16 protein-coding genes are annotated in these 20,713 nt (G+C 73.8%); 7 read left to right on the top strand and 9 right to left on the bottom strand.

The features are described from left to right. Positions 1-6: 6 nt before the first annotated feature. The 5 genes from AFM16_RS11020 to AFM16_RS11000 all read right to left on the bottom strand — a co-directional run bounded on the left by AFM16_RS11020 (position 7) and on the right by AFM16_RS11000 (position 6,631). Positions 7-1,479, bottom strand: a complete 1,473-nt coding sequence (locus AFM16_RS11020; RefSeq protein ID WP_078633183.1) for a phytoene desaturase family protein — start codon at positions 1,477-1,479, stop codon at positions 7-9. A gap of 638 nt (positions 1,480-2,117) precedes the next feature. Further along, the gene (locus AFM16_RS11015; RefSeq protein ID WP_030794717.1) at positions 2,118-2,732 is read right to left on the bottom strand and encodes a DUF4126 domain-containing protein; all 615 of its coding nucleotides are present in this window, start codon (positions 2,730-2,732) and stop codon (positions 2,118-2,120) included. Positions 2,733-3,025: 293 nt separating this feature from the next. Further along, positions 3,026-3,652: a TetR/AcrR family transcriptional regulator gene (locus AFM16_RS11010; RefSeq protein ID WP_078633182.1), complete on the bottom strand. Its 627-nt coding sequence runs from the start codon at positions 3,650-3,652 to the stop codon at positions 3,026-3,028. 44 nt (positions 3,653-3,696) lie between these two features. Next, the gene (locus AFM16_RS11005) at positions 3,697-5,781 is read right to left on the bottom strand and encodes a YhgE/Pip family protein (RefSeq protein WP_078633181.1); all 2,085 of its coding nucleotides are present in this window, start codon (positions 5,779-5,781) and stop codon (positions 3,697-3,699) included. After that, positions 5,753-6,631, bottom strand: coding sequence for an ATP-binding cassette domain-containing protein (locus AFM16_RS11000; RefSeq protein ID WP_078633180.1), 879 nt, complete (start codon positions 6,629-6,631; stop codon positions 5,753-5,755). Before AFM16_RS11000 ends, AFM16_RS11005 begins: the two co-directional genes overlap by 29 nt. A gap of 153 nt (positions 6,632-6,784) precedes the next feature. Here AFM16_RS11000 and AFM16_RS10995 point away from each other — a divergent pair, with 153 nt between their 5' ends. From AFM16_RS10995 to AFM16_RS10985, 3 genes are all read left to right on the top strand, one after another. After that, a complete protein-coding gene (locus tag AFM16_RS10995) occupies positions 6,785-7,348 on the top strand; it encodes an SAV_6107 family HEPN domain-containing protein (RefSeq protein ID WP_030794727.1) in 564 nt (187 codons plus the stop codon). A 234-nt stretch (positions 7,349-7,582) separates the two neighbouring features. Further along, the gene (locus AFM16_RS10990) at positions 7,583-8,353 is read left to right on the top strand and encodes a methyltransferase (protein ID WP_078633179.1); all 771 of its coding nucleotides are present in this window, start codon (positions 7,583-7,585) and stop codon (positions 8,351-8,353) included. 275 nt (positions 8,354-8,628) lie between these two features. Beyond that, positions 8,629-9,033, top strand: coding sequence for an SCO2097 family morphological protein (locus AFM16_RS10985; RefSeq protein ID WP_030794732.1), 405 nt, complete (start codon positions 8,629-8,631; stop codon positions 9,031-9,033). Positions 9,034-9,134: 101 nt separating this feature from the next. On the opposite strand, the gene AFM16_RS10980 is transcribed toward AFM16_RS10985, so the two are convergent. The 4 genes from AFM16_RS10980 to AFM16_RS10965 form a co-directional block, all read right to left on the bottom strand. Beyond that, positions 9,135-11,666, bottom strand: coding sequence for a transglutaminase TgpA family protein (locus AFM16_RS10980; protein WP_078633178.1), 2,532 nt, complete (start codon positions 11,664-11,666; stop codon positions 9,135-9,137). Then, the gene (locus AFM16_RS10975) at positions 11,663-13,135 is read right to left on the bottom strand and encodes a DUF58 domain-containing protein (RefSeq protein WP_078633177.1); all 1,473 of its coding nucleotides are present in this window, start codon (positions 13,133-13,135) and stop codon (positions 11,663-11,665) included. The genes AFM16_RS10980 and AFM16_RS10975 overlap by 4 nt, the downstream gene beginning before the upstream one ends. Then, on the bottom strand, positions 13,135-14,163 hold the full coding sequence (locus AFM16_RS10970; RefSeq protein WP_030794741.1) for an AAA family ATPase: 1,029 nt from the start codon (positions 14,161-14,163) through the stop codon (positions 13,135-13,137). Before AFM16_RS10970 ends, AFM16_RS10975 begins: the two co-directional genes overlap by 1 nt. Before the next feature lie 261 nt (positions 14,164-14,424). Continuing rightward, positions 14,425-15,033 carry a beta-class carbonic anhydrase gene (locus AFM16_RS10965; RefSeq protein WP_078633176.1) on the bottom strand — a complete coding sequence of 203 codons (609 nt, stop codon included), beginning with the start codon at positions 15,031-15,033 and terminating at the stop codon, positions 14,425-14,427. A gap of 385 nt (positions 15,034-15,418) precedes the next feature. Between AFM16_RS10965 and rsmH the strand changes: the two genes are divergently transcribed. The 4 genes from rsmH (at position 15,419) to AFM16_RS10945 (ending at position 20,709) form a co-directional block, all read left to right on the top strand. Continuing rightward, entirely contained in the window at positions 15,419-16,420 is a 1,002-nt protein-coding gene (gene rsmH, locus AFM16_RS10960) for a 16S rRNA (cytosine(1402)-N(4))-methyltransferase RsmH (RefSeq protein ID WP_078633175.1), read from the top strand. A 49-nt stretch (positions 16,421-16,469) separates the two neighbouring features. Next, positions 16,470-17,009 (top strand): cell division protein FtsL, encoded by a 540-nt coding sequence (ftsL, locus tag AFM16_RS10955; RefSeq protein ID WP_030794750.1) that lies wholly within the window; start codon positions 16,470-16,472, stop codon positions 17,007-17,009. A gap of 5 nt (positions 17,010-17,014) precedes the next feature. Then, positions 17,015-18,991 carry a peptidoglycan D,D-transpeptidase FtsI family protein gene (locus tag AFM16_RS10950; RefSeq protein ID WP_306293467.1) on the top strand — a complete coding sequence of 659 codons (1,977 nt, stop codon included), beginning with the start codon at positions 17,015-17,017 and terminating at the stop codon, positions 18,989-18,991. A 65-nt stretch (positions 18,992-19,056) separates the two neighbouring features. Then, the gene (locus tag AFM16_RS10945; RefSeq protein WP_370628030.1) at positions 19,057-20,709 is read left to right on the top strand and encodes a UDP-N-acetylmuramoyl-L-alanyl-D-glutamate--2,6-diaminopimelate ligase; all 1,653 of its coding nucleotides are present in this window, start codon (positions 19,057-19,059) and stop codon (positions 20,707-20,709) included. Positions 20,710-20,713 lie beyond the last annotated feature (4 nt).

Raw genomic sequence — 20,713 nt, 5'->3', positions numbered from 1 at the left:
CGGGGCTCACTGCGAGCCGCGGAACTCCGGCCCCTCCACGATCAGCCCCGCCACCAGCGCGCCCGACATCCCCGCGTGCGGCAGCCCGCCGCCGGGATGGGACCAGCCGCCGACGGTGAACAGACCGCCCGGCCCTGCCGTGTTCCCCGGATGCAGCAGCCGGCCGTCCGCGGCGGCCAGCGCCGGTGCCGGGACCGCCCCGCCCGCCGCGCCCGTCTCCGCCGCGACGTCCGCGGGCGTGCGGACCTCGTGCCACAGGATCCGGCCCCGCAGACCGGGTACGGCCCGCTCGGCGACGGCGATCGTCCCCGCCACCCACGCCTCGTCCGGCTCCGCCCCCGCCGGGACCACCGCACTCAGCGTCACCGCCTCATGGCCGGAGTCCGGCACCAGCGCCGGGTCGTCCGGCCGCAGCACCGTGACCGTCGGCCGCGCGGGGGCCGCCGGGGCCGTACCGAACAGGCTCTCCAGCTCGGCGTCACGGTCCTCGGTGTGCACCACCGTGCGGTGCGCGGCGCCCTCGGGGCGGGCGCCCCGCAGCGCCAGCAGCACGGTCAGCCGGCTCGGCAGGCCCCGCTGCGGCGCCACCTCGGCCGCCCCGCGCGCGGACAGCCACGGGGCGTTGCCGGGGGCGAGCACGAAGTCCGCCTCCTCGACCTCGCCGCCGGCCAGCTCCACGCCCGTCACGGCGCCGTCCTTCTCCAGGACCCCGGTGACCTCGGCGCCGAAGCGGAACGCCACCCGGCGGGCCAGACACCGCTCGTACACGGCCCGGGCCAGCTCCCGCATCCCGCCGCGCACGTACCACATGCCGAAGGCGTGCTCCATGTACGGCAGCACCGCCGCGCTCGCCGGGGCCGTCCGCGGATCGAGGCCGTACGCGAGCGCGTGCCCCTCCAGCAGGGCGGCCAGCCGGGGATCGCGCAGCTCCCAGGCGCCGACCTCGGCGAGCGTGCCGGCCCGCCGGGTGCGCAGCAGCCGCTTGTGCGGCACCGCCGGGTAGGGCTCGCGCTCCGCCAGGACCCGCCAGTCGGGCCACAGGGGCTCCTCCAGGAGCGGCCGCCGGGTGCGGTCCCACGCCTCACGGGCCCGCACCAGGAAGTCGCCCCAGCGCTGCCCGGCACCCGCGCCGAGCGCGTCGTCCAGAGCCGAGACGACTCCCGCGCGCGAGGCGTTCGGCAGGGACACCTCGGTGCCGTCCGCGAACACGTGCCGGGCCGACGGATCGACCTGCACCAGCTCGACACAGGACTCCAGCGGCTCCTTGCCGGTCTTCACGAACAGATCGCGCCACACCGCGGGCAGCGGGAGCAGCCCCGGACCGGTGTCGAACCCGAACCCGTCCCGCTCGAACCGGCGCACCGCCCCGCCGTACGTCTCCGCCCGCTCGCACACCACCACCCGATGCCCCGCGACCGCCAACCGCGCGGCCCCCGCCAGCGCCCCCATCCCCGCCCCGACCACCACAATCCGTGCCATGCGGCCGACTTTATCGGCCGGGACCGACAGGGCTGGGCGGGGGCCGGTACCGGGGGCGCCCGCGCGGTCGGGGTCGGCAGCCCGGGTGGGGCTGACGGGCGTCGGCCGGTACCGGTGAGGGACATGGGCCGGGGCTGGGGGTGGCTTGCGGTGGTCGTCGGCCCGGGGCGGGACCGGTGCCCGGCAGGGCCCGTGCCCGGGGCGCAGGCCCGGTGGCGGCCGACGCGGGGCCCGCCGCCGGTCCGGCCCCCTCGGCGTCGCCGGTCGACACCCGAAGGGCGTCAGTCGCAGCGGCCGACACCGCGCCGCCGGGCCCGGCCGGGGATCAGCGCGGGTTGTTCCTGGGAGTGGTCGGCCGGCTTGCGGTCGGCGCACCCGTAGGTCGTCGGTCCGCCGGGACCGGCGCCGGGGCCGTCGGCAGGCCTGGGGGTCGCCACCGCCGTCGAGCAGGCGGTGGCCGGTGCCGGGGGCTGCCGGCCCGGCCCGCGGTTCCCACACCCGAGGGGGCGGGCCGGCGGCGCCAGTGCCCGGTGGGCGTCAGTCCGGCCTGCGGCTGGCATCCGCGGGGCTCGGGCCGGCGGGCGCCTGTGGTTGGAGACGGTAGGGACTGCGGCTGGCCCCCGGAGGGAAACGTGCCGTCAGGCAGGTGGTTCCGGTGGGTGGTGGGTCAGGTGGCGTTCCTCGCGGCGTTGGGCTCGGCGGCGGAGGAAGCGGCGGATTCGGGAGATCAGGAAGAGCAGGGTGATCAGGCCGGCCAGGAGCAGGGTGGCCGCGATCACCGCCGCCGCCAGCGGGTGGAACAGGGCGAACGTCACGATGCCGGCGACGCCGAGGTCCTCGGCCAGGCTCACGATGACGTTGCTGAAGGGCTCCGGGGAGGTGTTGACCGCCATCCGGGTGCCCGCCTTGACGGCATGGCTGGCCAGCGCGGTCGTACCGCCGAGGACGCCCGCCGCCGCGTCCGACAGGGAGCCGCTCTGCCCGGCGAGCACGGCCCCGATCCAGGCACCGGCGGCCGGCCGGATCAGGGTGTGGACCGTGTCCCACGCCGAGTCGACGTACGGGATCTTGTCGGCGACGGCCTCGCACAGGAACAGCACGCCCGCGACGATCAGCACCTCGGGGCGCTGGAGCGTCTCGGGGACCTCGTCGGTCAGACCGGCCGCGCCGAACAGGCCGAGCAGCAGCACCACCGCGTAGGCGTTGACGCCGCTGGCCCAGCCGCTCGTGAAGACCAGGGGGAGTACGGACACGGGGGCGATCGTAACCAGGCGGGCCCGCCGCGTCCTGGGGTTGAGTGCGCAGGTCTGAGTACGCGTACCTAGGGAGTGAGTTGAGTACGCGCGCGGATGGGGGACGACCCGCGCGGACGGAAGAGTGGAGGCACGGAAAGGGGCGCGGCTCCGGCACCGGCGACACGGGGCGCCGGAACGGAGCGGCCCTCGATCCGCGCGGGGGGCGTGGGGGTGTGGCGCCGGTCCGTGACGGCCCGCGGGGGACGCGGCCGGCACGGACCGGCGCTCTCGCGCGTCCGGGGCGAGTCCCCCTACCGGCTGCCGCTCACCCGCCCCTGGAGCAGCCGGGACAGCGCCGCGTGGACGTCGTCCAGCGAGCGCTCCGGCTGGAACGCCTGCCAGTCCAGGGCCGCCACCAACACCATCCCGACCAGCGCCGCCGCGGTCAGCGGCACGTCGATCTCCGCGCTGAACTCACCGCTCTCGACGCCCTCGCGCAGCACCCCCTCGACGACTGCCACCGCCTGCTGCCGCACCACCATGAGCGTGGACTGCCAGGCCCGGTTGGTGCGCCACAGCTCGGCCACGTAGAGCTGTGTGAAGGACGGATAGCGCTCGATGAAGACGAGCCCCGCACGGACCATCGCGTCCAGCGCGTCGACCTTGCCGCCGCCCTCCCGGTCCGCCCGCTCGGCGGCGTCCCGCAGCGAGGCGGTGAGGAGTCCCACGCCGTGCCGCAGCAACTCCTCGAAGAGGACCGACTTGCTCGCGAAGTTGTAGTACACCGTGCCCTTCGCGACCCCGGCCCGCTCGGCGATCTCGTCCACCGTGGTGGCGGAGAACCCCTGCTCGGCGATGAGGGTGACGGCCGCCTCGTAGAGCTTCTGCCGGGTGGCCTCCCGGCGGGTGCGGCCGGTCGAGGTTGTGCTGCTGTCCATGGTCCCGATTGTCACAGCAACCCGGCCACCCGTACGCCCGATCTTCACAGGCTCAGCTCCGGATGCAGCCGGTCCAGGGTCCACACCTGGCGGCGGCGCGCCGACAGCGCGGTCAGCGCGAGGGCGCCGACGGTGAAGGCGACGAGCACCACGCACGCGTACCCCACCGGTTCCAGCCCGCCGCCCGTGATCAGCCGGCGCAGCGCCTCGACGACGTAACTCATCGGCAGGAACGGGTGGATGGCGTTGAAGAAACCGGGGCTGGTCTGCACGGGGTAGGTGCCGCCCGCCGAGGTCAACTGGAGCATCAGCAGGGCGAGGACGAGGATCCGGCCCGCCGCGCCGAAGCGCGCGTTGAGCCACTGCACCAGCGCCGCGAAGCACGCCGACACCAGGAACAGGAAGCCCACCGTCCCGGCCGCCCTGGCCATCTCCAGGCCGATCGCCCAGTGCAGCACCGCCATCAGGGCCGCCGTCTGGAGGATCCCGATCGCCACCACCGGCAGCCAGCCCGCCAGCGCGATCCGCCAGGCCGAGGCGCCCGCGGCGAGGGCACGCCGGTTCATCGGCGCGATCAGCATGTACGCCACCATGGCGCCCACCCACAGGGACAGCGGGATGAAGTACGGGGCGAAGCCGGTGCCGTAGTTGGCCGCCTTGTGCATGTCCTCGGAGACGAGCTTCACCGGGTCGGCCATGACGGCCGTACGGGCGTCGCGGGCGTCCTTGTCGTAGTCGGGGATCCGTGCCGCGCCGTCGTGCAGCCCGCCGGCGAGCTTTCCGGAGCCGTCGACCAGCTTGAACATGCCGCCGTTGAGGTCCTCGGCGCCGTTCTTCAGCTCGCCGACGCCCTGGTTCAGATTGCCGGCGCCGGTGTTGGCGGTGCCGAGCCCGGCGTGCAGCGCCTTCGCGCCGTCGGCGACCTCGGCCGCCCCGGTGTTGAGGGCGTTGACCTGCTTGACGGCGTCGTCGAGGTCCTCGGAGAGGTTCGGGGCCCGGTCGGCCAGTTCCTGTGCCTTCGTCCGCAGCGTGGCCAGGTTGGTGCGGAGCGTCTTGAGGTCGCCGTCCTGGTCGGCGATCAGCGTGTTGAGGTCGTCGGCGACGACCGCCACGTCGGCGGCGGAGTCCTTGGCCTTCTTCAGGTCCGCGCAGGCCGGGTCGTCGAGCACCTGGTCCTCGCAGCGCGCGAGATAGACGGCGGCCAGGGCGTCCGAGGCCGTGTGGGCGCCCTCGGCGGCGGTCGGCGCCCTCTTCACCAGGGTCGCGAGGTGGTTGTCGACCACCTTCGCGGAGTCGGCGACGAGCTGGGCGGTGTCCCCGATGGTCTTCTCGTTGTCCTTCAGGAAGGGCGCCAGGGGACCGGCGAAGCCGTTCACCTTGTCGGCCAGCGCCTGGGTGCCGTTCGCGACCTGCCGCGAGCCCGTCTCCAGGTCACCGGCCCCGCTGTCGAGCGTCTTCAGGCCCTTGGACAGCTTGCCGCTGCCCTTCTTGGCGTCCTTCAGCCCGTCGGCGAGGTCCTTGGAGCCCTTCTCCGCCTTTCCGATGCCGCCGGAGAGATCGTCGGCGCCGTCGGCCGCCTCCACGGTCGCGCCGTGGATGTCGGAGAACGAGATGAACATCTTGTCGAGGAACGACCGCGACGCCTTGGTGGAGGCGGCCGTGCGCACCTCGCCGAAGACGGTCCGCGAGATCTGCCCGACGATGTAGTTGTTCGCGTCGTTGGTGCGCACCTGGAGGGCACCGGTCTCGGGGAAGTCGCCCCCGCTGGAGGCGATCCGGGTGCTGAAGTCGGCCGGCATGGTCAGCGACAGGTAGTACGTCCCGTCCTCCACGCCCGCGCGTGCCTGCGCGGCGCTCACCTCGTGCCAGTCGAAGACCCGGCTGTCGCGCAGCCCCTCGGTGATGTCGTCCCCGGCGGTCAGCTTCTTCCCGTCGGCGGTCGCCCCGCGGTCGTCGTTCACCAGCGCCACGGGGATGCGGTCGAGCCTGCTGTACGGGTCCCAGAAGGACCACAGATACAGCGCGCCGTACAGCAGCGGGAGCAGCAGCAGCGCGACGAGCGCGGCCCGCGGCAGCTTCCCCCTGCCGAAGCGGCGCAGCTCAAGCGCGGCCAGTCTCGGCGAGCGCATCGGCCTTCTCCTCCCTGTGCTCGGTCTGCTCGGTCTGCTCCGTGGGCCCGGTCCGCTCCGCGGGTGCTTCGTCCTGTGCGGGTGCGTCGCCGCTCTCGCCGCTCTCGCCGCTCTCGCCGTCCTCGCCGTCCTCGCCGTCCGGCCGTCGTGGCCGGGTGGACAGGGCGACGGTGTCCTGCGGGGCCTCGGCGCACACCGCCAGGACGGTGGTGCCGGACCCGGTGACCGACCGCAGCAGGTCCCAGACCTCCGCGCTCTCGGCCTCGGACAGCTTCAGATCGGTGTCGTCGACCCCGAGCAGCCGCGGCCGTCCGACGAGCGCCAGCGCCACGGACAGCCGCAGCGCCTCGATCCGCTCCAGATCCCGTACGGCGGTCCGCGTGCCCTTGGGCAGGGCCTCACGGTCGAGCCCGGCGGCGGCGAGCGCGGTGTCGACGCGCAGCCTCGCCTCCGAGGCCCGCTCCGCGCGCGGGCGCAGCAGCTCCCGCACGGACCCCCCGAACCGCCGCTGGAGCAGCGCCCGCTCACGCAGGTGCTCCCCGACGGTGAGGGCCGGGTCGAGATCGGTGACCCCGGTGACGTGCGCGAGCGCGCTGACGCGGCGCACGGCCCCCAACTGCTTCGGCAACCGGGCCTCGCCCACGGCCGCCGTCCCCTCGGTGGCCTTCATCCGGCCGGTGAGCGCGAGCAGCAGACTCGTCCGGCCGGATCCGGACGGTCCCTCGATCGCGATCAGTGAACCGGCCGGGGCGTCGATGTCGACGCCCCGGAAGGCCCAGCCGCGAGGGCCCTCCAGACCGAGGCCCTCGGCTGCGACGCGGATTCCGCTCACAGCTCCCCCTGACTCCATTTTTGAACTGACTGGTCAGTGCAAAAACTAGCCCGAACCTTCGATCGAAGCAAAAGCCCAGGTCAGAACGGATTGTCAGTGGCATACCTCACGATGGGCACATACGGCACCACCCGACCGTGCGTGCCGTCACCCGACGACAGGAGGTTCGTCATGGCCAGCTACCACGCGGCCGCCGCCCACCGGCGCCGCGCCCTCGGCCCTGCCCCCTCACTGACCGGCCCGGCGAGCGACGTCCACCCCGTGCTGCGCCGCACCACGGCCCCGCCCGCCGCCCTCGACCTGCTCGCCCAGGCCCGCGCCGGACTGGACGAGGCCACCACCCTCGACACCCCCAACGAGCGCTACGCCACCGCCCACCTCGCCGCCCTGCGCACCGCCGCCGCCGTGCTCGCGGCGCGGGGCCGCCCCGACCCGGCGCCCCGACGGCGGGCGCGCATCCGCAGCGCCTGGGAGGTGCTGCCCGAGATCGCCCCCGAGCTGACCGAGTGGAGCGCGCTGTTCGCCTCCGGGGCCCGCCGCCGCGCCCGGGCGGAGGCCGGCATCGAGGGCGCGGCCAGCCGCCGCGACGCCGACGACCTGATACGCGACGTGGCGATGTTCGTCCGCCTCGTCGAACGGATGCTGGTGCTCCAGCCCGTCCTGCCCCAGCCCCGCCAGGACGGCGGCCGGCCGGACACCCCCGACGGCGGCCACGCGGTACCGGACGCGGGCTGACCGGGCTGACCGGGCCGGCCCCGCCCGGCTTTCGCAGGTGGCCGCCGGGCCGGCCCCTGTACCGGCCGGGCGCGGGGCGGATGCGGCGACCGGGTGCGGCGGCCGGGGCAAGGGGGTGGAGGCAATAGGGTGGAAGGTGCCTGAAGCCTGTCCGTCGCCCCGCGCCGGGGACCGGAGGGCACCCCGTTCGCTCCGCCGTGCAGCAGGCGGTGCCGCGCCGAGGAGTCAACTGCCGTGCCGGACCCGATGCGCCCCCGCGCCTCCCTCCGTACCGCCGTGGTCTGGGAGGTCCTCCAGGACGCCCTCGACCGCCGGGTCAAGGCCACCGGCCGTGAGGCGCTGGACGTCCTCGACACCGGCGGCGGCAGCGGCAACTTCGCGGTGCCCGTCGCCCGCCTCGGGCACCGGGTCACCGTCGTCGACCCCAGCCCCAACGCGCTGTTCGCCCTGGAGCGGCGCGCCGCCGAGGCCGGGGTCGCCGACCGCGTCCGCGGCGTCCAGGGCGACGCCCACGGCCTCTTCGACGTCGTCGAGCGCGGCGGATACGACGCCGTCCTGTGCCACGGCGTGCTGGAGTACGTGGACGACCCCGCCGAGGGCCTGCGCAACGCGGTCGCGGCCCTGCGCCCCGAGGGCGTCCTCAGCCTGCTCGCCGCCGGGCTCGGCGGCGCCGTCCTCGCCCGGGCCCTCGCCGGTCACTTCAAGGAGGCCCGGCAGGCCCTCTCCGACCCGGACGGCCGCTGGGGCACCGGCGACCCCGTGCCGCGCCGCTTCACCACCGAGCAGCTCACCGCCCTGGTCGAGGGCGCCGGTCTGCGCGTCGGCGCGGTGCACGGCGTACGGGTCTTCGCCGACCTCGTCCCCGGCGTGCTGGTGGACACCGAGCCCGGCGCGCTGGAGGCCCTGCTGAAGCTGGAGGAGGTCGCCGCGGAGCTGCCCGCCTTCCACTCCGTCGCCACACAGCTTCATGTGCTCGGTGAGACGCGAGGGGCCCACGGGGCCTGAGCGTCTCCTGGGCCGCGCCGCTGATCAGGGACTTGGCCGCACATGGAGTACGCCACAGGCCCCCCGTTCGGGCGCTGTGCGCCGTATGATCGAGGGAGACCGCCCGGCATGACGGGTCGGCCGCCGGGGAATGGAAACCTCAGCGAGCCGGGACGTCCATGGCGGGCGGCGGTTGGCCAAGTGGCGTAGAGGGGCGGGTTTCACGGGGGCGATTCCCTGCCTATCCTGAAGGGACCCCCAAGTCGCCCCGGCGACTGCACAATGAGGAGGACTCCGTGCCGCTCTCGGAGCACGAGCAGCGCATGCTCGAGCAGATGGAGCGAGCGCTGTACGCCGAAGATCCCAAGTTCGCGTCGGCGCTTGAGGGAAGCGGGCTGCGTACGTACACCCGGCGTCGGGTCTACCAGGCGGTCGCGGGCTTCCTCGTAGGTATCGCGCTCCTCATGGCCGGTATGGTCGCCAAGCAGGTCTGGCTCAGTGTGGTCGGTTTCCTGGTGATGCTGGGATGCGCCGTGCTCGCCGTGACCGGATGGCGCAAGGCCCCCAAGCCGGGTGAACAGCCCGCGGGCGGCGGTGCGCCGCACGCGCGCGGTCAGGCCCGGCAGAAGCGCTCCATGATGAACCGGATCGAGCAGCGCTGGCAGCGCCGTCGTGACGAGCAGGGTGGCCAGGGCCACTGACACCCGGATGTTCGTGAGGGGGTGACCACCCGCGGGTGGTCACCCCCTCACGCATGCCCGGTGGCCGGTCCCCACCCCGGGGTGGGGACCGGCCACCGGGCTCAGCCGTTCTGCCGGCCCGGCCGGCGCGCCAGACCCGCCAGCCGGTCCGCCCACGCCGGGGTCCTCAGCCGGGCCGCCCAGGACGCCTTGAGGGCCGTCCAACGGTCGGAGAGGTCCCAGATCGCCCGCACGGCCGAACGCGGCGCGACCACGGCACGGATCCGGGTGGTCCGGCTGACCCGCGCCCGCAGCGCCGCCCGCACCGCGCGGACCTCGTCCGCCAGCCCCGCCTCGGCCCGCGGCTCCGGAGCGAACAGCACCTGCTCCACCGCACCGGCGACCCGGTGCACCGAACGGCCCACCGACGCGTCCAGCTCGCCGAGCCGCACGATGCGCTCCGCGGCCCGCCGCGGGGTCAGCGCCTCGTCCGGCTCGATGCCGTAGTCCCAGGCCGTGTCGGTCAGCTCCCGCCAGACCGCCAGCACATGGGCGACGGCCGCCTCGCCCGCCTCCCGGGCCGGGACGTCCAGCCGGACCGACCCGGCGGCACCCTCCGCCCGCAGATCGTCCGGGCTGCCCTCCTCGCGGCGGCCCGGGGGAGCCGGGCCCGCCGCGGAGCCGGTGTGCTGGGCCGACGCCAGCCGCACCGACCGCCGTCTCAGCCGCCACAGCATCGGCAGCAGCGGGAGGGCCAGAGCGCCCGCCCCGAGCAGCGACCACCCGGCCAGCGCGTACCAGGGAGCGCCACCGTCGCCCTGGCTCACCGCGTCCACCGGGAGCGCGGCGGCGCATGCCTCGGCCTCCTTCTTGTCCGCGGCCGCACAGCTCGTGCTCGCCGAGGGCGCGGCCGACGGCGCCGCGTCCGCCGACCGGGACGCCTCCGGCAGCTCGGGCACGGTCTCGCCGGAGGTGTCCGGCAGGGTGTACGACGGGGTCGAACCACGGGTCGGGGTGGGCTCGAAACGGGTCCAGCCCACGCCCTCGAAGTACAGCTCCGGCCAGGCGTGCGCGTCCTTCAGGGACACCGCGACCGAGCCGTCCGCCTGCGGGGAGCCCGGCGCGAAGCCCACCGCGACCCGGGACGGTATGCCCAGGGTGCGGGCCATCGCCGCCATCGCGAACGAGTAGTGGACGCAGAAGCCCTGCTTGTCGCGGAGGAAGCGGGCGATCGCGTCGCGTCCGGAACCGACCTCCACCTCGGTGTCGTACTCGAAGCCCCCGGTCACCGCGAAGTAGTCCTGGAGCTTCACCGCCTTCTCGTAGTCGCTCCCGGCACCCCGGGTGATGTCACGGGCCTGCCGCGCCACCACCGGCGGGAGGGAGTCCGGCACCTCGGTGTACGTGTTCCTGATGGCACCGGGCGCCTCGCCCGCGTCGGCCAACTGCTCCCGCGTCGGCTGCACGTCCAGGCTCTTGACCTCGTACGTCTTGCCGTTGGTCTTCTGGCCGTGGTCGCCGACGAGCGTCATTCCGACCGGTTCGTACCGCCAGTTGCCCTCGATCCGCACACTGCTCGGCGGGTAGGGCATCGGCAGCCAGTCCTGCGCGTACCCGTCGGAGGCGGCGATCCGGGTGGTGATCTCGGAGCGCTTGACGTCCCCGCTCAGACCGCTGGGCGTCGGGAACTCGTCCGGCACGGCGACGATGTGGCGCTTCGACGGCTTCCAGGTGGTGCCGTCGAAGTCGTCCAGGGACACGATCCGCAGATACAGGTCGGAGAGATTGCCCGTGTTGGTGCGCAGGGTCAGGACCGTGCGGTCCTCGTCCATGTTCAGGCTGTCGCGCAGGGAGACCAGGGGGTTGACCGCGGAGATCGTGCCCCCGCCGCCGCTGCCCGCGCCGACCCCCGCGCCCGTGCCGTCCAGCAGACCGCCCTGGATGGCGGGCAGCGGCAGCAGCGGGACCACCAGGGCGACGCCCAGCGCGGCCATGCCGATCCGCCGCCCGGTGCGCACCGGGGCCACCGGCCCGATCTGCTCGCCCGGGGACCGTGGGGCGCCGCCGAAGACCCGGCCCCACTGGGAGAGCCGCTCCCGTCCCTCGGCGAGCAGCAGCATCAGATAGCCGGCCGCGGCGACCAGGAACCACAGCCAGTCCGCGGCCGCGTCGGACAGCCCCGCGGCCACCGAGTACAGCGCCAGCAGCGGCAGGCCCGCCGGAGCGGCGTTGCGGTAGGTCACCGCGAGGGTGTCCACCGCCAGCCCGATCAGCAGCACGCCGCCGATCACCATGAGCCGGATGCCGGCCGTCAGCGGGGCCGGGATGGCGTACCGCGTGACGTCGTCGGCGCCCTCCTGGAAGAGGTCGCCGAAGTGCCGGAGGGCCTCCGGGCCGGGGATCAGCCCGCCCACGGCGTACTGCCGGGCGAAGACGAAGGTCAGCAGCATCAGCGTGACCAGGGCCTGGGCGGCCACCGTCAGCGGCCGGGCCAGCGGCACCCGGCGCGCGGCCGCGCCCACCCCGCACTGCACGGCCAGCAGGAAGGCCGCCTGGAAGATCCAGGTGGCCGGGTCGACCAGCGGCAGCAGGGCGCAAGCGGCCATCAGCGTGGCCGCCGCGGAGCACAGCGTCACTCTCGCCCGCCCGCTCATGATCCCGCCTCCCCGCCTCTGATCCCGTCGGCCGTCACGACGCCCGCGCGCTCCCGGTCCGCCTGCCGCCACAGCTCGCCCAGCGAGACGCCCCGGGGCACGCTCAGGGCCGTCCAGCCCGCCTCGCGCAGCATGCGCAGCCGCTCCTCCTGCTTGTTCATCGGATGCTTGTTCATCGGATCGGGGGTGCCGTTCGGTTCACGCCCCGGGACATGTCCCGGCGCACCCCCCGGTGCACCTCCCGGGTCTCGTCCCGGTGCGCCTCCCGGTTCACGCCGGGACTCGCGCCCCCACGCGTCGCCGTCCAGCAGGAAGGCGACCGCGCCCCCGCTGCGCCGGCGCATCTTCGCCGCGACGGCCGCCTGCTCCTCGTCGATGTCGCCGAGGATCGCCACCAGCAGCCCCTCGTTGCCGCGGCGCAGCACGTCGTAGGCGTGGGACAGACCGCTGCCGTCGGAGTGGTCGACCACCGCGAGGGTGTCCATCATCAGCCCGGCCGCGTCCGCCGAGCCGTCGCCGGCCCCGGCGAAGCCCTCGACGCCCTCGCCGGGCACCGAGGTGCCGGTGTCCGTCAGCAGCCGCACCGAGAAGCCCCGCTCCAGCATGTGCACCAGCACGGACGCGGCGGCCGAGACCGCCCACTCGAAGGAGGAGTCGGGGCCCGCGCCCTCGTAGGCCAGGCCGCGGGTGTCCAGCAGGACCGTGCAGCGGGCGCGCTGCGGCTGCTCCTCGCGGCGCACCATCAGCTCGCCGTAGCGGGCGGTGGAGCGCCAGTGGACGCGCCGCAGGTCGTCGCCGTAGCGGTAGCCGCGCGGGATCACGTCGTCCTCGCCGGCCAGGGCCAGCGAGCGCTGTCTGCCGTCGCCGTAGCCCTTGGCCTCGCCGGTCAGCCGGATCGGGGGCAGGGGCTCCACGCGCGGGATCACGGTCAGGGTGTCGAAGGTGGAGAAGGACCGGGTCAGCTCGCACATGCCGAAGGGGTCGCTCAGCCGCAACTGGAGCGGGCCCAGCGGGTAGCGGCCGCGCAGGTCCGAGCGGACCCGGTAGGACACCTCGCGGCGGCCGCCCGCCTCCACCCGGTCCAGCACGAAGCGGGGACGCGGGCCGAGGACGTAGGGCACCCGGTCCTGGAGCATCAGCAGGCCCGTGGGCAGCCGCGAGACGTTGTCCATCCGCAGATGGACGCGGGCCTCGCTGCCGGCGGGCACCCGCGCGGGGGCGAGCCGGCGGCTGCCGGCCACCCGGTAGCGGGTGCGGTAGACGACGGCCGCGCAGATCAGCGGCAGGACGGCCAGCAGCATCCCGACCCGCAGCAGATCGGGCTGGCCCAGGACGTACGCGCAGACCGCGGCCGCCACCCCGGCGGCGAGGAAGGAGCGGCCCCGGGTGGTCAGACCGGCCAGCGCGGTCCGGGCGGCGCCCTTCTCGCCGGGACCGGCGGACGGCTGCCCGGTCCCCCCGGCGGTCATCACAGCCTCCGGGGCGGCCGCCGGCCGAACGGCTCCGAGCCCACGCCGTAGTCGTGCTGCTGGGGTCCCGCGGGCACCGGGGTGCGCTGGAGGATCTCCTCGACGACCTGCTCGGCCGTCCGGCGGTTGAGCTGGGCCTGGGCGGTGGGCAGCAGACGGTGGGCGAGGACGGCCACCGCGAGGTTCTGCACGTCGTCCGGCAGGGCGTAGTCGCGGCCGCTCAGAGCGGCGGAAGCCTTCGCCGCGCGCAGCAGATGCAGCGTCGCGCGCGGCGAGGCGCCGAGTCTGAGGTCGGGGTGGGTGCGGGTGGCCGACACCAGGTCGACCGCGTACCGGCGGACCGACTCGGCGACATGGACCCCGCGGACGGCGTCGATCAGCTTCACGATCTCGTGCGCGTGGGCGACCGGCTGGAGGTCGTCCAGCGGGCTGGCCCCGCCGTGCACGTCGAGCATCTGGAGCTCGGCCTCGGGGCTCGGGTAGCCGATGGAGACCCGGGCCATGAAGCGGTCGCGCTGGGCCTCGGGGAGCGGGTAGGTGCCCTCCATCTCGACCGGGTTCTGGGTGGCCACCACCATGAAGGGGCTGGGCAGCTCGTAGGTCTGCCCGTCGATGGTGACCTGGCGCTCCTCCAGGGACTCCAGCAGTGCCGACTGGGTCTTGGGGGAGGCGCGGTTGATCTCGTCGCCGATCACGATCTGGGAGAAGATCGCGCCGGGTTTGAACTCGAAGTCACGCCGCTGCTGGTCCCAGATGGACACGCCCGTGATGTCCGAGGGCAGCAGGTCCGGCGTGAACTGGATACGGCGTACCGAACAGTCGATCGACCGTGCCAGCGCCTTGGCGAGCATCGTCTTGCCGACGCCGGGGACATCCTCGATCAGAAGATGCCCTTCGGCGAGCAGCACGGTCAGCGAAAGCCGTACGACCTCGGGCTTGCCCTCGATCACTCCCTCCACCGAACTGCGGACACGCTCCACAGTGGCGGTCAGATCTGTGAGGCTCGCTCGCTCGTCATAGGTCGTCACCCGGCCCTCCTCGGCCCGTACTTTCTCCGGGCCGACGCTCCATGCCTGCGGACCGGCCCACCCCGAATCACGTGCGCCACCCGCAAAATGTTCGGCGCGGCGTCACAACCGCATTCTTGCTGCCGTTACCGATTCGTGTCACTCGCCTGTGGACAACTGCTCGCGATATGTCTGTTCTATGGCCTTTTGGGCCCCTGGTGAACGGAAAATCAACAGCGGAACGACAGCTCAGGACGGTGGACGGTCCGGCCCCGGACGGGATCAGGCGGGGTCGATCTCGCGCAGCAGACCCGTCTTCACGTCGAACACGAAGCCGCGGACGTCGTCGGTGTGCAGCAGGAACGGCGAGGTGCGCACGCGCTGCATCGACTGCCGGACGTCCTGGTCGACGTCCCGGAACGCCTCGACCGCCCAGGCGGGACGCTGGCCGACCTCCATCTCCAGCTCGTTGCGGAAGTCCTCGGTGATCGCCTCCAGACCGCAGCCCGTGTGGTGGATCAGGACGATGCTGCTGGTGCCCAGCTTGCGCTGGCTGATCGTGAGCGAGCGGATCACGTCGTCGGTGACCACACCGCCCGCGTTGCGGATCGTGTGACAGTCGCCCAGCTCCAGGCCGAGCGCGGCGTGCAGGTCGAGCCGGGCGTCCATGCAGGCCACGACCGCCACGTGCAGCACGGGGCGGGCGTCCATCCCGGGGTCGGTGAAGGCGGACGCGTAGCGCTCGTTGGCGTCCACGAGCCGGTCGGTCACGGTGCCGCCGTGTATGGCGCCTTCGGATGCGGTGGGTACGGATGCGGAAGTCGTCATAACCATGACGGTACTGGTCACAGCCGTCGCGGTCCTGTTGTGAGAAGGGAAAAAGAGCGTCATCACGCCGTGTTTGTGAGGTAAGCCACAAGAGTGAGAGGGGTGAGCCCGAGGGGGTGAATTCCGTCGGTCCGCCGCTTCGCGAGCGCGCCGGGCCGCGCCGCGCAGGCCGGTTGATTGACCGCGAGACACCGTGGACTAAAGTGACGCGAAGCGGGAGACGATGATCTCCACGGTCGTCCCCCCGCTGACTGAAACCCCGCGAGACCCCGGCGCGGCTGCCGGAGATCTCCCCGCGTGCGCGGCGCGTACGTACGGCTCGGCCTCCTCCCGCTCCCGGTCGGCTGACGCTTCCGGCGCCGGCAGGACCCCCTCCAGAGAGGGCCAGGAGAGGGCGGGGACCCGGCGGTGCGTATCTCCCGCCGGATCTGAGAGGGCCCCGGAGAACATGGTGCGCGACGCGCAGGCGAATGAGGGCGGTGACGGGCCACGCGAGGGACAGGCCCGGCACGTGCCGGTGATGCTCCGGCGCTGTCTCGACCTGCTGGCCCCCGCCCTCCAGCACCCCGGAGCGGTCGTCGTCGACTGCACCCTCGGCCTCGGCGGCCACAGCGAGGCCCTGCTGACCCGGTTCCCCGAGGCCCGCCTGGTCGCCCTCGACCGCGACAAGGAGGCCCTGCGGCTCTCCGGCGAACGCCTCGCCCCCTTCGGCGAGCGCGCCACCCTGGTGCACGCGGTCTACGACGAACTCCCCGACGTCCTCGAACGGCTCGGCATCGCGCGCGTGCAGGGCGTCCTGTTCGACCTCGGCGTCTCCTCCATGCAGCTCGACGAGGCCGACCGCGGCTTCGCCTACGCCCAGGACGCGCCGCTCGACATGCGCATGGACCAGACGACCGGCATCAGCGCGGCCGAGGTCCTCAACACCTACCCGCCGGGCGAACTGGTCCGTATCCTGCGCGCCTACGGCGAGGAGAAGCAGGCCAAGCGGATCGTCTCCGCGATCGTGCGCGAGCGCGCCGAGAAGCCCTTCACCAACAGCGCCCGGCTGGTCGAGCTGATCCGCGACGCCCTGCCCCAGGCCGCCAAGCGCACCGGCGGCAACCCGGCCAAGCGCACCTTCCAGGCGCTGCGCATCGAGGTCAACGGCGAGCTGTCCGTGCTGGAGCGGGCGATCCCGGCCGCCGTCGAGGCGATCGACGTGGGCGGGCGGATCGCCGTCCTGTCGTACCACTCGCTGGAGGACCGGCTGGTCAAGCAGGTGTTCGCGGCGGGCGCCGCCACCACCGCCCCGCCCGGACTCCCGGTGGTCCCCGAGCGCTACCAGCCCCGGCTCAAGCTGCTCACCCGCGGTGCCGAACTTCCCACCGAGGAAGAGATCGCCGAGAACCGGCGCGCGGCCCCGGCGCGACTGCGCGGGGCCGAGCGCATCAGGGAGTCCATCGAATGAGCCAGGTGGGGCGGGCGAGGGCCGGAGAACCGAACGCAGGGGAGGGCGAGTGAGCGGGAAACCCGAACTCAAGGGACGGGCCGCGCGCCTCGCGCGCCTCTTCCCCACCGGTCCGCGCCGGGCGGCCAGAACCCCGTTCGTCCTCCTCGTCGTCCTGCTCCTCGGCGGCGGCCTCATCGGGCTGCTCGTGCTGAACTCCGCGCTCAGCGAGGGCTCCTTCAAGATGGACGACCTCCAGCGCGACACCAAGGGCCTCACCGACGAGGAACAGGCCCTCCAGCGGGACATCGACTCCTACTCCGCCCCCGACGCCCTCCAGCGCCGGGCCCGCGAACTCGGCATGGTCCCCGGCGGCGACCCGGCCTTCCTGAACCCGGACGGCACCGTGAAGGGCGTCCCCTCGGCCGCCGCCCCGCTGCCGGCCGGGGACGCGGCGGAGACCGTCCGCCCGCCCGAGGCCATCACGCTCTCCCAGCCGGCGGTGGGCACCGCGTCGCCCGCCCCGCCGACGGCACCCGTGGCCACCGCTTCCCAGGGGAGCCCGGCCCCCGCCCCGACCGCAGCCCTCCCCACGACCCCCGGCAGGTGACGGAAGTGTCCGACAGGGAACCGCCGCGCCGGCGCGTGCCCGGCCCCGCCCGGCCCTCCCGCCCGGCGGCTGCCGCCCGGCGGCGCCCGGGACCCGGCGCCCGCCCCGCCCGCCGCCCGGCCGGCCGGACGGCCCCGCCCCGCCCCCCGGCCGCCCGCTCGATCCGGCTCGGCAGCCCCCGCCCCCGGCTGCGCATGGTCGGCCTCGCGCTCACCCTGGTGATGATCGCCTTCGTCGTACGGCTGCTCCAGGTGCAGGCCGTCGACGCGAGCACCTACGCCGCCAAGGCCGAACAGAACCGGTACGTCGGCCAGGTGCTGGCCGCCGAGCGCGGCGAGATCACCGACCGCAGCGGGATCGCCCTCGCCACCAGCGAGGACGCCTACGACATCACCGCCGACCCCACGATGTTCAACCGCGAGAACCTCAAGATCGACGACGGCCCCGAGCAGGCGGCCGCGCTCCTCGCGCCGATCCTCGGCCAGGAACAGTCGGCACTGGTCAAGAAGTTGCGCCCGAAGAACAGCGCGGTGCGCTACACCAAGCTCGCCGGACGGCAGACCCCGCAGGTCTGGAAGCAGATCAAGGACCTGAAGTCGGCGCTCACCGCCAAGAAGGGCGCCGACGGCACCACGGTCAACGTCCTGGCCGGCGTCTTCTCCGTGCCCAGCAGCAAGCGCGTGTACCCCAACGGCGATCTCGCCGCCGCCGTCCTGGGCTGGGTCAACGCCGAGGGCAAGGGCGGCGGCGGGATCGAGCGGCGGCTCGACGAGACCCTGTCCGGCAAGGACGGCAAGATCCGCTACGCCCAGTCCGGCGGCCGCCAGGTGCCCACCGCGGGCTCCACCGAGACGCCCGCCGTGCCCGGCTCGGACATCGAGCTGACCCTCGACCGGGACATCCAGTGGGCCGCGCAGAACGCCATCACCGAGCAGGTCGCCAAGTCCGGCGCGGACCGCGGGTACGTCATCGTCCAGGACACCCGCACCGGCGAGATCCTCGCCATGGCCAACTCGCCCGGCTTCGACCCCAACGACCTCACGAAGGCCGACGCCGACGCCCTGGGCAACGCGGCCCTCCAGGACGCCTACGAGCCCGGCTCCACCGCCAAGATCATGTCGATGGCGGCCGTCCTGGAGGAGAACGTCGCCACGCCGCTCACGCACGTCACCGTGCCCAACCGGCTGCACCGCGGCGACCGGCTCTTCAAGGACGACATCGACCACGCGACCTGGTACCTCACGCTCAACGGCGTCCTCGCCAAGTCCAGCAACATCGGCACCATCCTGGCCACCGGCGAACTCGGCAAGACCCAGGCCGAGGCCAACCGGGTGCTCTACTCCTACCTGCGCAAGTTCGGCCTCGGCAGCTACACCGGCGTCGGCTTCCCCGGCGAGACCAAGGGCATCCTCGCCGCCCCCGCCGACTGGTCGACCTCGCAGCAGTACACGATTCCTTTCGGCCAGGGCGTCTCCCTCAACGCGCTCCAGGCGGCCTCGGTCTACTCGACGATCGCCAACGGCGGCGTCCGCGTGGAGCCCACCCTGGTGCGCGGCACCCAGGGCCCCGACGGCCGCTTCACCCCCGCCCCCGCGCCCGACAAGCGCAGGGTGGTGAGCGAGAAGACGGCGAAGACCCTCGCCCGGATGCTGGAGTCGGTGGTGGACGACCAGGAGGGCACCGGCACCAAGGCGCGCATCCCCGGCTACCGCGTCGCGGGCAAGACGGGTACTGCCAACCGCGTGGATCCGGCCACCGGCAAGTACAAGGGATACACCTCGTCCTTCGCCGGGTTCGCGCCCGCCGACAACCCCCGCGTCACCGTCTACTGCGCCATCCAGAACGCCACCAAGGGCAGTTACTTCGGCGGCCAGATCTGCGGACCCATCTTCAAGCAGGTCATGGAGTTCGCCCTGAAGACCCTCCAGGTCCCGCCGACCGGGGCGAAGCCCGCCAGTCTCCCGGTCTCCTTCAGCCCCTGAGCCACCCGTCCCGAACCCTCCCAAGTCGTCCGTGTTCAGCGTCGAATACAGCCAGGAACCAGCCCGTGACCATGATCACTCCCGATCCCGGGAAACCCGTACCGTCCCCGTCCTCGCTTCGCCCGCAGGCGGGTACGCCCGGTACGCTCACCGCCGTGCCACACGCTGATCAGTACCGAACCACCCAGAAGGGCGCTTCCGTGACATATCCCGGACCGCCCAGGCCGGCCCAGGTCTCCGCCACACCCCTCGCGGACCTCGCCGGCCAACTGGGTACGACCGTCGCGGAGAACGCCGACGTCACGGGCATCACCCATGACTCGCGCGCCGTACGCCCCGGCGATCTGTACGCCGCCCTCCCGGGCGCCCGGCTGCACGGCGCCGACTTCGTCACCCAGGCCGCGGGCCTGGGCGCGGTCGCCGTCCTGACCGACCCCACCGGCGCCGAGCGCGCCGCCGCGACCGGGCTGCCGGTCCTGGTGGCCGACGACCCGCGCGCGGAGATGGGCGAACTGGCCGCCACCATCTACGGCCGGCCCGGACGCGACCTGCTCCAGATCGGCATCACCGGCACCTCCGGCAAGACCACCACCGCCTACCTGGTCGAGGGCGGTCTGAAGGCCGACCGCGGCACCGGGCTGATCGGCACCGTCGAGACCCGGATCGGCGACGAGCGCATCAAGTCCGAGCGCACCACCCCCGAGGCCACCGACCTCCAGGCCCTGTTCGCCGTCATGCGCGAGCGCGGTGTCGAGGCGGTCGCCATGGAGGTCTCCAGTCACGCGCTGGTCCTGGGCCGGGTCGACGGCTGTGTCTTCGACATTGCCGTCTTCAACAACCTCAGCCCGGAGCACATGGAGTTCCACTCCGACATGGAGGACTACTTCCAGGCCAAGGCGAGGCTGTTCACCCCCGCGCGCAGCCGGCTCGGCGTGGTCAACCTGGACGACGCGTACGGCCGCCGGCTCAGCCAGGAGGCCGGCGTCCCGGTCGTGACCTTCTCCGCCGAGGGCCACCCCGACGCCGACTGGCGCGCCGCGGACGTCCACATCGGCCCGATGGACGCCACCTTCACGGTGCTCGGCCCCGACGGGGTGCGGGTCGCCGCCAGATCGCCGCTGCCGGGCCCCTTCAACGTGGCCAACACCCTCGCCGCGATCGTCGCCCTGGCCGCCGCGGGCCTCGACCCGCAGCGGGCCGCCGACGGCGTCGCCGCCGTCCCCGGCGTACCGGGCCGGCTGGAGCGGGTGGACGCCGGCCAGCCCTACCTCGCCGTCGTCGACTACGCGCACAAGACGGACGCCGTCGAGTCGGTGCTCCGGGCCCTGCGCAAGGTCACCAAGGGCCGGGTGCACGTCGTCCTCGGCTGCGGCGGCGACCGGGACCGCACCAAGCGCGCGCCGATGGGCGCCGCCGCCGCCCGGCTCGCCGACACCGCCGTACTGACCTCCGACAACCCCCGCTCCGAGGACCCGCTCGCGATCCTCGCGGCCATGCTCGACGGGGCGGCGTCCGTGCCCGCGCACGAGCGCGGCGAGGTCCTCCTGTTCGAGGACCGGGCCGCCGCCATCGCCGCCGCCGTGGCCCGCGCGCACGCCGGGGACACCGTGCTGGTCGCCGGCAAGGGCCATGAGCAGGGCCAGGACATCGCCGGGGTGGTCCGTCCGTTCGACGACCGCCAGGTGCTCCGCGAAGCTATCCAGCAGACCCAGGGATGAACTT

It is taken from the genome of Streptomyces antibioticus (assembly GCF_002019855.1).
In the GTDB taxonomy this organism is placed as follows: domain Bacteria; phylum Actinomycetota; class Actinomycetes; order Streptomycetales; family Streptomycetaceae; genus Streptomyces; species Streptomyces antibioticus_B.
The sequence above is the reverse complement of the archived record's forward strand: the minus strand, read 5'-3'. Positions and strand labels throughout refer to the sequence as shown.